Source organism: Vibrio salilacus, from assembly GCF_002811245.1.
Classification (GTDB): Bacteria; Pseudomonadota; Gammaproteobacteria; order Enterobacterales; family Vibrionaceae; genus Vibrio; species Vibrio salilacus.
On the sequence record NZ_NIVQ01000001.1, the window covers coordinates 245,417 to 258,027 of the forward strand.

General features: G+C 43.0%; 8 protein-coding genes and 2 pseudogenes. 6 read left to right on the forward strand and 4 right to left on the reverse strand.

What is annotated here, in order from left to right; genetic code table 11:
- Window positions 1-239: 239 nt before the first annotated feature.
- Window positions 240-1,808 (forward strand): ATP-binding cassette domain-containing protein, encoded by a 1,569-nt coding sequence (locus CDZ87_RS01085; protein WP_100751777.1) that lies wholly within the window; start codon window positions 240-242, stop codon window positions 1,806-1,808.
- Window positions 1,809-2,025: 217 nt separating this feature from the next.
- A pseudogene (locus CDZ87_RS01090) lies at window positions 2,026-2,271 on the forward strand (transposase); the annotation flags it as partial.
- Window positions 2,272-2,495: 224 nt separating this feature from the next.
- Here the strand turns inward: CDZ87_RS01090 and CDZ87_RS01095 are convergent.
- Window positions 2,496-3,344 (reverse strand): universal stress protein, encoded by an 849-nt coding sequence (locus CDZ87_RS01095; RefSeq protein ID WP_100751778.1) that lies wholly within the window; start codon window positions 3,342-3,344, stop codon window positions 2,496-2,498.
- 10 nt (window positions 3,345-3,354) lie between these two features.
- Complete coding sequence (locus CDZ87_RS01100; RefSeq protein WP_100751779.1) at window positions 3,355-4,845, reverse strand: SulP family inorganic anion transporter; 1,491 nt, start codon at window positions 4,843-4,845, stop codon at window positions 3,355-3,357.
- 183 nt (window positions 4,846-5,028) lie between these two features.
- Here CDZ87_RS01100 and CDZ87_RS01105 point away from each other — a divergent pair.
- Together CDZ87_RS01105 and CDZ87_RS01110 are read left to right on the forward strand one after the other, a co-directional pair.
- Window positions 5,029-5,190 (forward strand): annotated as a pseudogene (locus CDZ87_RS01105) (reverse transcriptase N-terminal domain-containing protein); the annotation flags it as partial.
- A gap of 216 nt (window positions 5,191-5,406) precedes the next feature.
- Complete coding sequence (locus CDZ87_RS01110; protein WP_038173231.1) at window positions 5,407-5,751, forward strand: YajD family HNH nuclease; 345 nt, start codon at window positions 5,407-5,409, stop codon at window positions 5,749-5,751.
- Between the two features lie 207 nt (window positions 5,752-5,958).
- Here the strand turns inward: CDZ87_RS01110 and CDZ87_RS01115 are convergent, their stop codons facing one another.
- Complete coding sequence (locus tag CDZ87_RS01115; protein WP_100751780.1) at window positions 5,959-7,422, reverse strand: lytic polysaccharide monooxygenase; 1,464 nt, start codon at window positions 7,420-7,422, stop codon at window positions 5,959-5,961.
- A gap of 554 nt (window positions 7,423-7,976) precedes the next feature.
- Between CDZ87_RS01115 and CDZ87_RS01120 the strand changes: the two genes are divergently transcribed.
- Both CDZ87_RS01120 and CDZ87_RS01125 read left to right on the forward strand, forming a co-directional pair.
- A complete protein-coding gene (locus CDZ87_RS01120; protein WP_100751781.1) occupies window positions 7,977-10,865 on the forward strand; it encodes an Ig-like domain-containing protein in 2,889 nt (962 codons plus the stop codon).
- 126 nt (window positions 10,866-10,991) lie between these two features.
- Entirely contained in the window at window positions 10,992-11,606 is a 615-nt protein-coding gene (locus CDZ87_RS01125) for a cytochrome b (RefSeq protein WP_100751782.1), read from the forward strand.
- Between the two features lie 91 nt (window positions 11,607-11,697).
- Here CDZ87_RS01125 and CDZ87_RS01130 read toward each other — a convergent pair whose 3' ends face one another.
- A complete protein-coding gene (locus CDZ87_RS01130; RefSeq protein WP_100751783.1) occupies window positions 11,698-12,609 on the reverse strand; it encodes a bile acid:sodium symporter family protein in 912 nt (303 codons plus the stop codon).
- Window positions 12,610-12,611 lie beyond the last annotated feature (2 nt).

The following is a 12,611-nucleotide window of genomic DNA, read 5'->3' on the forward strand; positions in this document are numbered from 1 at the left end:
AGCATTTGCCTATCACTTCTTCAAGAGATTACGCCAACATGAACAACTAAGCCTGTCATCCATTTTTCATTTTATTTTTGGACTTACAGGGTTAGTAGGCGTAGCTCACTCTCCGATATTTCTTTACAAGTACATTTTGGCTACTTTAATCGCTCAGATATGAGCGCGTATTTGCATTGATTTCATCTTTGTTAATTGTTTAGCTGCGGCTGTTGTCTCTGTCATACAGGAGGCAAAGTATGCCAGTATTACAGGCCCACAATATTAGTCATCAATTTGATAACGGTGAGATATTGTTTCAACAATTATCATGTTCCATGATTAAGAATCGTATTGGACTGGTTGGTCGCAATGGTGTTGGTAAATCGATATTTGCGGCGATCTTAAGTGGTGAACAAACACCATCGAGTGGAACTGTCGCGTTACCTAAGTCATTCTCGGTATATCGTCAGCAACCATCTCAGTTGTTATCTGGCGAACTGTCTATTGCTCAATTCTTGGGTAAAGAGGAGGAGCTTAAAGCGATAAAGCAGGTTGAATCAGGTGATTGTTCACAGCATTGGTTTGATGTAATTGGCGAGCAATGGGGTTTGCCGATATTCCTTACTCAGCAACTTAAAGAGATGGGCCTACCACCAGATGCAGATTTTCCTTGCACTCAACTCAGTGGTGGACAATTAGCGCGATTACAACTATGGCAGTTGTTTGAGAGTGAGGTTGAGTTACTGATTTTAGATGAGCCCTCCAATCATCTTGATGTTGATGCAAAGCAGTGGTTACTTGAATCAATGCGAGCGTTCAAAGGTGCGATTTTACTTATTAGCCATGACCGAGTGTTACTGCGTGAAATGGATGAAATTTGGCAGCTTTCTGGACTTGGGTTACAAGTGTTTGGTGGGAGCTTCGATTTCTATACCGAACAAAAACGTACCGAGTTACAAGCAGTAGATCGACAACTTGCCAGCGTAGATAAGCATAGAAAAAAGTTGCAAATGCAAGCTCAGAGAAACCGTGAAAAGGCAGATCAGAGAGCCGCACAAGGCATTAAATTACGCAAAGAGGGGAGTCAGCCCAAAATCCTACTTGATGGCAAAAAAGATAAAGCGACCGCTCGTGCTTCTAATCGCAATAAAAACGAGCAACGTCGTCAAGCTCACTTACTGGATAAAGAGCAGTTATTGAAGACAAGAAAAGAACAACTGAAAGGACAAAAGCTTCACTTGGAACACAACCCAAGCCGCTTACGCAAAGTGATTTCAATGTTTGAAGGTGTATTGCCTTTTGGTCGTACTAAGCCTATCTCACTGCAAGTATATGCCAATGATAAGATACATCTCACAGGTAAAAACGGTAGTGGTAAATCAACACTGCTGAAAACACTATTGGGTGAGATTTCGCTTCAGCAAGGGGAGCTGCAACTGCATACGCCATTGTATTATCTTGACCAGAATTTTGGCGTCATTCGAGCGAAATTATCGATACTAGATAACTTGATACAACAGTGCCGCGGTATCAAAGAGAGTGATGCCAGAACATTACTCGCAGGTATTGGTTTTCGTCGTGACAGTGTATTTCGTCTTGGCAGCATGCTTAGCGGCGGGGAGAAGATGAAGTTAGCCATGCTTATTGTCAGTCATCAGCCAGATCAACCTTTGTTACTACTCGATGAGCCAGATAACCATCTCGACCTCGATTCAAAAATAATGCTAGCACAGGCTCTATGTGATTATCGCGGTGGTTTTATTCTCGTAAGCCATGACCATGATTTTGCTTGTGAATCAGGAGTTCAGATACAAGTCACAATGTAACTTGCCACGAATGCCTAGCGGAGCATAAATGGGGTAACATGAAGTTGCCCCTTTATGAGCTAAGCCTTTTACCTAATCACGTGCTGTTAATGCGCGTTTACCCTACTAATACTTATCCATTATTTTTATGCTGTCCGCGGCTTTGTTGCGTAATTCGATGCAACTAAATCAAGAAGCTACAATCTGATCGGCTATATCCATTAATCGTCGTAGTCTCATGTCTAAACCTCGTTACAAAACAACTAACTGGAAACAGTGCAACAAAGCCTTAATAAACCGTGGTTCTCTGACCTTCTGGATTGATGAGGAAGCGATAGCCAAGTGAAAGCAAAACAAACAAGGTAAGCGTGGTAGACCCCGTCGATTTAGTGACTTGGTTATTACTATCGTATTGATGGTGAAACGAATATTTTCAATGCCGCTGAGAGGTCTGCAAGGTTTTCTAAACTCAGTATATCGTTTAAGAATCAAGCACTATGGGATAGGTATGCCTTCTCTCTGAATTAAGCAAAGCCAAATGAAGGGCAAAAATTCAATATTAAACCGACAATGAATACGGCATCAAAAGAGCACAACGCGAGCTAGGTTATCAACTGATCAAAAATGTAATTGTTCAAATAATCAAAAACACTCCAATTGAGGACTTACTTTAACCAAAAAAGCCTTCCGCTAGGAAGGCTTTAGATTCTATCGTATCAATAGTAAAGGCACCGTCGTGTCGGTAATTATCCTCGTCGTATTACTTCCGACGAAGAACTGACGAAGTTTAGAATGCCCGTAAGCCCCCATCACAATCATGCCAATCTTTTGCTTCTGCTGATAGGTCAAGATAGTGGAATGCACTTCACCTTGTAATTGGGCTTCAACAACGTTGATGCCCTTGGCCTTGAGTTTCTGTGCGGCATTTGAAAAAGCATCGGATTTACTATCAGAATCTTCAACCATCACAAGATGACAGGTCATATCTTTTAGAAGCGGCGTGTTGATCGCTTTTTCAACCAGTTTCTCGCTAATCGTACTGCCGTCGAAGGCAAGTATGTAGCTATCTGGCTGAGAAAAACGATCCGATGCGATTAGAATGTGTGCTTTGATGGAACGCACAACACTTTCTAACTGTGAGCCAATGGTTTTGGTGTCATTTTGATGCATTTCACCTGACTTACCCACGACCAAAACGCGAATGTTTCGCTCCATATCGGTTAAGGTTTCAACGAGGTTACCGTGCTTTTGTAGCTTCTGAATATCGTTGTGACCCTGAGCATTCAAGTGGCTTTCTAGCTCGCTTAATAATGCTTTACCATGCTTAAGTGCAATCTTTGCTCGTTGCTCATCAAGTTCAACAAGCTCTGCCAGTAACTGCTCTCTCGCACCTAGGCCAATATTGCCACTTAATTCACTGTCTGCTTCTTGTGACGATTTGTCTAATACATGAAGTAACGTCAGGGGCGCAGATAGTTGTTGTGATGTCCATGCGCCGATGTCGGCAACCGATTGAGAATAGCTTGATCCATCGATACACGCGATTATGTTTGTCATATTTGACTCCTTAGTGTCCGCCCATAAGTTTTTCAACTTCTTCTGGTTTATCGTGGATACCAAACTTATCAACGATGGTGCTGGTCGCTTCATTCATGCCAATCAAATTGACATCGGTGCCTTCACGTCTGAACTTAATCACAACACGATCGAGAGAAGAAACCGAGGTAATATCCCAGAAATGCGCATTTGAGAGATCAATCGTGACACGCTCAAGCGCTTCTTTAAAGTCAAATGCTTTTAAAAATTGATCTGACGAAGCAAAAAAGACTTGTCCGACAACATTATAAGTACGCTCTTCACCATTTTCAGACAGATCGCTTTTCACGACCATGAAACGACCAATCTTGTTGGCAAAAAATAGAGAAGCCAATAAGACACCGACAAACACACCAATGGCGAGGTTGTGAGTCGCGACCACCACCACTACCGTCGCAATCATCACGATATTGGTCGATAACGGATGAGACTTAAGATCTTTAATCGAACTCCAAGAGAAAGTACCAATGGATACCATGATCATCACGGCAACGAGCGCGGCCATTGGGATCTGTTTCAACCAATCACCTAAAAAAACAACCATAACAAGAAGAAACACACCTGCGGCAAAGCTAGATAGGCGACCACGCCCGCCCGATTTAACATTGATAATCGATTGGCCAATCATGGCACAACCTGCCATACCACCTAACAAACCAGAACCGATATTGGCAATACCTTGGCCTTTACACTCGCGGTTCTTATCGCTGTTTGTATCCGTCAAATCATCCACAATCGTAGCTGTCATCATAGATTCAAGCAAACCCACAATGGCAAGACCGAATGAGTAAGGCAAAATAATCCAAAGTGTTTCAAGGTTCAGAGGGACATCAGGCCATAAGAAAATAGGCAAAGTGTCAGGTAGCTGTCCCATATCGCCAACCGTACGAATGTCGATACTAAAGACAATCGCGACTACCGTCAGAGAGATAATGCATACAAGTGGTGACGGTAAAAATTTGCCCACATAAGGAAGATAAGGGAACAGGTAGATAATCGCAAGACCCGCAGCCGTCATCGCATAAACATGCCAGGTCACGTTGGTTAACTCTGGTAGTTGCGCCATAAAAATAAGAATCGCTAACGCATTAACAAAGCCAGTGACCACCGAGCGAGAGACAAAGCGCATTAAATCCCCTAACTTGAGATAGCCTGCTGCGATTTGGATGATGCCTGTCAACACGGTTGCGGCTAATAGGTATTGTAAGCCATGCTCTTTAACGAGCGTGACCATCAACAGAGCCATCGCCCCTGTTGCCGCTGATATCATTCCTGGACGTCCACCGACAATGGAAATTATAAAAGCAATACTAAATGAGGCGTAAAGACCCACTTTAGGGTCAACACCAGCGATAATGGAGAAAGCAATCGCTTCAGGGATCAAAGCCAGTGCGACAACTATGCCAGCCAGTACATCACCACGCACATTGGATAACCAATCACGTTTCATTGTTTCAATCATGAATTTACTCGTAAAATTAATAAATTAGTTAATGTATAGAAAGGAATTGAGGAAGGCGGGTGGTCTAAGGCGGCGTAATTGACATCGAGTCGCTCCATAAAAAATAAAATGTGATCCTAACCACAGATTAAGAAATAGTCAAATTTCTGATTAAAAAGCGAATGCTGCATTGCAAAATAAATCCGAGAAGGTAAACACGGTAAGGCGGAAGCACTACAGTGGATACTGACTTACTCGAAAGCAGCAAAGCTTCTCGCTGTTCATCGAGTATCACAAAACAAAGGCAGTAAAACGCCAGGAATTGATGGCGACATCTGGAACACCGATGCACGTCGAATGGCGGCATCTGGTAACAGGTGCCACCTATCCGACATTTATGAGTTTTAGCGTCAGCAGTTTGTTTGTGATCACCAAGTGATTAACTCAGATTTCCTACTTGTGTGCTAGATTTCAAGCTCAATGGCTGATCGCGAACAATAACGTGAGTCTTAACATTGGTCACTTTGTTCCAATTTGTGCTCGTGCTAGCATCTGAGCTTAACTACTACTTAGGGTACAAACATGTCATCAGACCATTACGGAACCAGTGCTAATTACGCACGAAAAGAATCTGGTTATAGAGAGAAAGCACTAAAACTATATCCTTGGGTATGCGGAAGGTGTGCTAGAGAGTTTGTATATTCAAATCTGCGCGAATTAACCGTTCACCACAAAGACCATGACCACACAAATAACCCCGAAGATGGCAGTAACTGGGAATTGTTATGTCTCTATTGCCACGATAATGAGCATAGTAAATACCTAGAACATGAACGCTATGGTAGTGAAATCAAGCCTGGTGAAGATGAACACCAAGGGGCGACATACAACCCATTTGCTGATTTAGCAAAGATGATTAAGAAGTGATTGTAAAGTAATCTACTCACACTGCAACATACTAGAAGATGCCGCCAAGCCAGTAGCTTCAGTTTGTTGGGGATTGTATCAAGCTCAAGCATAAGAGTTACCCTTTATTGGTCTTTGATTACAGATTTAGTGCCTTTAATCAAAATGGGTAACTCTCAACTTTTTAAATTAAAGTGTCAGAACTGGTCGGAACTAATACTAATTAGACTAGTTGACTGGACGCCAAACACCCCACCGGTCTTTTTGATAGGCGGCCTGTGGGTTGTCGCCACCCTGAATCCACCATTGTGCTTTCCAGTTTTGACCAGCGTAAGATACTATTTCACCACCTAAGTATGTTGTTGCAGCATCCCAAGTGCCATTTTCATCTGGTTTCGGGTCCGGAGGTGTAATTTGGTCACCACCAGCAATAACTTCAAATGTAAACGTTTCTACGCTGTCGCTATTGGTTGCATGAGCAGCAAACGACAGTGTTTCGTTTTGCGTAATTGAACTTGTGTTTACTAAGATAGATGAAGTGCCGTTGTTTTGAATGCTTACCGTTGAACCTTGTGTTTGTGTTAGGTTCGCAGCTTCGCTTACTGCAATCACAACTTGGTCGCCAGCATTAACGACTTTGTCACTCTTCACAAGTTCGTAGATATCACCAGTTAGAAGTTCGATACCACCGTTATCACTATCTATAACGGAGATCTGACCTGATGCGTGACCATCCTTCGAGTTGAAGAAGTTACGTAATGGGTCGTTTTGAAAATACATGTAGTGAGACATTTCTTCATGCCAGTCACCGATAAACACGTCGCCATCTCTAAATTCTGCGTGCCAACCATTGATTTCTGATGCAAGTAGACGAGCCCAGTCATTGACGTTTGAAGCGTCAACCTTAATATCAAAACTACGTGTGACATCACCGTACTTATTGATGATATCGTATTTTACGGTGTCGCCAACTTCTGGATTGACAAACCCTTGAGGAATGTACAGATCACCACGAATAAGATCAGCTTCTGGAGGAAGAGTATCACCACCTGAGATAGTAATGTCTGAACAGTTGTAGAAGCCTTCACCAGCAGCGTCATCACGTTGCCAACGAACAAATAGAATAGCATCACCAGAACGGTCTGAAGGAATCGTAACGTCCATGCGGTATTTGCCGTTGTCCACAGGAACATTCCCCATCGTTTGAATCAAATCTAAGTCACTCCATGCTAGCGATTTACTCAAATCAGCCTCCGGCTTAGTGAGGTAAAATTGCCAAAATGATGGGTTGTGAGGTGCAGTCGGGTTAAACACAAATTCAAATGTACCCGTGTTTAGCTCGGTACGAGTCCATGCCGTATGCGGTGCACCCATCCCCTTTTTCTGAGGATCATTTGCATAACACAATGTGCCATCAGGAATTGCCGCTTTCACTGCTGCCATATTGTTATAATCGGTAATGTTCTTAGCGAATTCATTACGCTGAACAAAAGGATAAGAACCAGAGATTTCTTTTGCTTGAGCACATGCTGCATTAGGTGGGGTTCCAGACCAAACACCACCTTGTTCATAACATGTGTTCTGACGAGCACTCGGGAACTCAGACCAACCGTGAGCATTTGCAGCTGTAGGTAGTCCTGATAGGATCGTCATACCCACTGAGATCGTAAGAATGTTTATATTTGATTTCATTTTTTACTTCTACCATTTATTAGTACTAAATAACCCGAAGGTTTTTTATATGATTTATATCAATCATTTCATATTTATAGCTCTAGCGTAGTTAAATTAATATATAAATAAAATCAATGGAAGTCAGATTTTTGTTAATGTGAATGGATGTCACAATTCTTCGTTTCCCACATGCTCATAATAAGTGGCTATTTTAAAAAAAGTCCCTTTGAAACAATGACTTAAACCAATGTATTATTATTTATTAGTTATTTTTTAGAGTAAATAAACTAATAAATAATAAGTCATTAATTTATATTTAATATTTTTTTTGACATTTAAGTATAATTTATTTATTAATTTTTTACTTTAAGGTTAATTTTCAACTGCTTTGTGAGGTTTTTTAAATATGAACTTTAAGTGTAATTTGATATTTATCCCAGAAGTAAAAGACGTTTTTTGACTTTGTTATTTTTACCAATAAATTAAGTATGCTTACAGAGACTTATTGAACCGACAATTGCAGGTCTTTTGTGCAGTACCTAAATAATTAATATAAAACTAAGGACGTATTTATGTATCTAAGAAAGAGCAGTGCTACCCAGACAAACTCCATTGGTTATCGTACGTTAGGGTTAACGATGCTTTGTTCTGGTTTATTGTTGAACCCAATTTCACAAGCCATGGCGGCGGAGTTCAGCACCGATGCGGTTGCACAATCAGAAAGCGAATACTGGAGCACCTATAAGCTAGACATCAAAAACACTGGCTCAGACAGCGCAGACATGCGTGAAGCGGTGATTGAATTTGTTTTGCCAGTTGCGATTAACGATATCGGTTGGGCGTCAAATGATCTTTCATACCCATCTTGGGAAATTACCCACACGACTCAAGCTGACGGCGTGTTGAACGCTGTGACGCTCCAGTTCCCAGCAGGCTCTTGGGTAGATAGTGAGTTGGCAGCTGGTGAGTCGGCGGTGTTAACTATCTCTTTTGGCGGTGAACTGAAGGATCTCGATGCGTTTGAAAAGTCCGTTGTGGTGAAAGTGGATGGTGAAGTTATTCCTCCACCAGAGTTTTCGTTGGATATCTTATCGCCTGCAGAAAACTCAGTGATCTACACTGGCGCAAATATTGACATTATTACCAGTGTAGAGGGGCAAGGCGCAAGCAAGCTAGAGTTTTGGGTCAACAACACCAAGCTGACAGAACAACCTGTGGTAGAAGGCACAACACAATATCAACAAGCTTGGCTTCCAACGGAAATTGGCGCGGCTTCAATCACAGTGATGGCGTTCAATGAGAGCGGCGAAAAGCTAACAGAACAATCAGTGCAAGTGACGGTTGAATCAGAATCTACCGCGCCGAATCCTCCTGTGATTGAGTTTATCTCGCCAGACGCAGGCTCTACTCACCAAAAAGGCGACACGATTTCGATTTCAGCAAATATCACAGATGTGGATGATGACCTAGCAACGGTCAAGTTCTTTGCTAATGATGCAGAAGTGTGCAGCCTTGATGCGGCAACGACGCAAGACTTCTCATGTGACTGGACTGCTCAAGCGGCAGGTTCGACAACGCTTCGCGCAGAAGCTCAAGATGACGAACAACATGTTACTCGTAAGAGCCTAACCATTACTGTGACGGACACGGGCACCAGTTGTGGCGATGTTCCTCAATACGAAAATGGCGTTTCATACAAGGTGGGTGATGAAGTTACCAACATCGGTAACATCTATTCATGTACCGTAGCCGGTTGGTGTGGAAACCCAGTTTGGACGCCGGGGACCGGTCACCCAGATTATCCGGATGCGTGGAAAGAGGCGTGGGACGAAGTAGGACAATGTGATCCGAACCCAGTGCCAGTGGTGGATGTTCAATCTCCTCAAGATGGACAAAAAATTTCACCAAACCAAGCATTCGATGTGATTGTTAGTGCAACTGACGATACTGAAGTCGCTCGCGTTGACGTTCAACTAAATGGTCAAGTGGTGGCGACATCAAGCACTCCATCACAGGGGGATACTTACACCATCACGGTGCCTGCACAGGACGAAGGCCAATACACGTTAACCGTCGTCGCTTATGATGACCAAGGGGCAAGTGCAGAAGCAACACCTATTTCTCTCGCAATCACAGATAAAGATTTGGTGGTCTCACTTTCATCTCCAGTGGACGGTTCGAGCTACTTTGAAGGTCGTGCGATTTCAATCAAAGCAGAGGCGAAGAGCTACGAAGGCGACATCGCATCGGTCAGCTTTATTGCAAATGGTAATGAGCTGTTCAGAGACACTGAAGCTCCTTATGAGTATGAATGGTTAGGTGCACAGCAGGGTACTTATGCCGTCACAGCAAAAGCGATCAATACGATAAATCAAGAGCAAACTTCACCAACGTCCAACATTACCGTTAAAGAAAGTACAGGTGGTGGCGGCTTAGTTGATAACTCAGACCGCTCTATCAGCTATTTAACATCTTGGGGTTTGAATGATTACGAAGAGTTATTTAACTCAGAGGGGGATGGTTACCTATTGTCATTTGGTAAGTGGGACGCGAGCGGTAACATCACGATCTCTGATGGCATGCTAACGCCACCAGATTACAATCCGGATTGGATGCCAACACAGTACCTAGCTTGGTCAACGCTTAAGCATGACAATGAAAACGTGACTATGATGGTGGCGTTCGGTGGTCAAACGTACGAAAGCATTTGGTCAGCGATCAGCACGCCACAAAGCCGTGAAGCCGTCGCAACTGGATTGGTTGATTTGGTACATACGCCATTCCCTGTATACAAAAAGAACTTGCAGCCAGAAGAGATGGAAGGCGAATGTCTTACATCGAAACCAGATGGCAACTGTGATTACAGTAAGTACCAGTTAGCGGGTTACGTACATATTGACGGCTTGGATTTTGACTTTGAAAAAGCAGCACGAATTACTGATAAAGAGAATCAAGACCTGACCGCCTTGATCAAACTGATCCGCGAGAAAGTGGGTAACACGAAAGTGCTGTCTCTAACAACATACCACGTCGGTGCCGATCCAGTTGAATGTACGAACGCGAACGTATTTGAAAACTGCTCTTACATTGAAGAGTCTGGCCGTTCGTCTCACCACGGAGAAGTTATTGATTTGCTGAAAGCAACCAAGAATGACTTCGATTTCTTTAACGTAATGACATATGACGCAGGTAGAAACTTCCTCTACGATGTGGCGATGGCGAACTATGCTGAATATATTGGAGATAAGTCGAAAATTGTTTTAGGTAACACGATCAACAGTCAATGGGCACCGGGTGGTAACTTTGTTGAAACGCGTCAAAACAACCTAGACCGTGCTAAATGGCAGAAAGACAACGGCTACGGTGGTTTCTTTATGTGGACGCTAGGTTCAAATAACCAAGGTTTGAGCATGGCAGAGCAAGTTGACTACTTCAACGACATGATCAGTGTCAGCAAGTAGTACTCACCTCATCTTGTAATCTACTTGAACGACGGAAGGCGCTGATGCCTTCCGTTCTTTCTTCAATCTTCAGCATGGGAATACCTCTCACTCGCCGTATGCCCGTGCAAACCCTGTGGTGGTAATATGTCAAACTTAGAGTCTGGTCAGTACCAGAAAGCGGTTCTGCACGCCCAAAATAACTCATCCAAGCGCAAAAATAATTCGCCCCAATACTATGATGCCTTGAGTAAGTGGTTACACTGGATCATGGCAGTGATCATTATCTACACCATAATTGCAGGTTATGGCATGTTGTTTGTTATGGATATGCCTCAACTGTTTCATGTTTTGTCGACGCTTAATATGTCGTTCGCGACTATTGCCGCTGTGTTACTGGTTATACGTTGGCTGTGGTCTTTCTTTCGTCAGAGTCCAGAGTTACCAAATACGATTTCCAGCACACAGAAAAGCATTGCAAAACTGGCACATAGCGTCATCTATCTTGTGATGTTTGTAGTGTTTGTCAGTGGCTTTTTAATGCTGGAACATGATTACTTATTTTTTTGGCTGTTTACGATTCCAACCCCAATTTCTAATGCTGAAGTTAATGGGTTCTTTTTTATGGTTCATCGTATCGGTTGTGCCACACTAACCACCTTGGTAGCACTGCATGTAACGGCGGCATTGAAACACCATTTGGTGAGCAAGAATAACGTGTTGAAAAGTATGACCTTGAATACTTCAAAGTCAAGCCTCTAGGCAAATCAATAACATATACGCTCGGGTAATGCTGTGCGTATATGTCATATCGAAATAGCCGAAGGATGAATAACTGGACTTTGTCACTTTACTATTTAGAGCTGTTGTTCGTGGGTTCGATTTTCGCTTGATCGCGCGCCAGCTCTTCACTAAAGGTCTGCTTACGGTAAAAAAAAGTGATAACAGTGGAGTTGATGACAATAAATAGCGAGTACATTACGGGAATCAATAAGATTTGCTGCTGCATTTCACCGACGAAACTCAGGCTAACGACCAAAGCAGCAAGAGGGCCATTTTGAATGCCGGTTTCTAAGGATACCGTACGAGACTTTTGCGGATTTAGCCCTAAAAAACGTGAGAAGAGGTAACCAAAGTTAAAGCCAATTAATCCAACCATGATCACCGCGACATAAACAGTCCAGTGTGTTGTTAATAGCAATTGCCAGTTGCGTGGCACCCAAGTAACAAGCAAGAATATAATGACTAAAGCGCCTAATACGCCTCCCGTTAACTCGATTACTGCGCCAATGTTGGCATTTTTGCGCCGCAGCCAGATGCCAATTAGAGTGGGAATCAATAGCGCAAATAGCAGGCGCCCAATTTGATCGGGCGGAATACGCAGGGCATCGTCAATACCGTGGGTATAGAATTGCATCAGCAGTGGCACCATCACAAAGGCAGCGATTGTCGAGCAAATAGTCATCATAATACTCAAGCTGAGTAAGCTGCGTGAAAAATAGGCGAAAATGTTAGAAGTCGTCCCTCCGGGCATACAACCAATCAGTACCATGCCCACGGTTTGTGCAGGAGTAAGGTTAAGTAACCAAGCCAAAGCGAAGGCAATAAAGGGCATCAGTGCATACTGCGAACTGAATCCCACAGCGATAGCTTGGGGGTGTTTGAATGCAATGCGAAAATCACGAAAGGTCAGACTAGCGCCCATACCAAACATAATGATGACCATCATCATCGATAATAAGGTTTCTTCAAAAGCGCTTAACATGG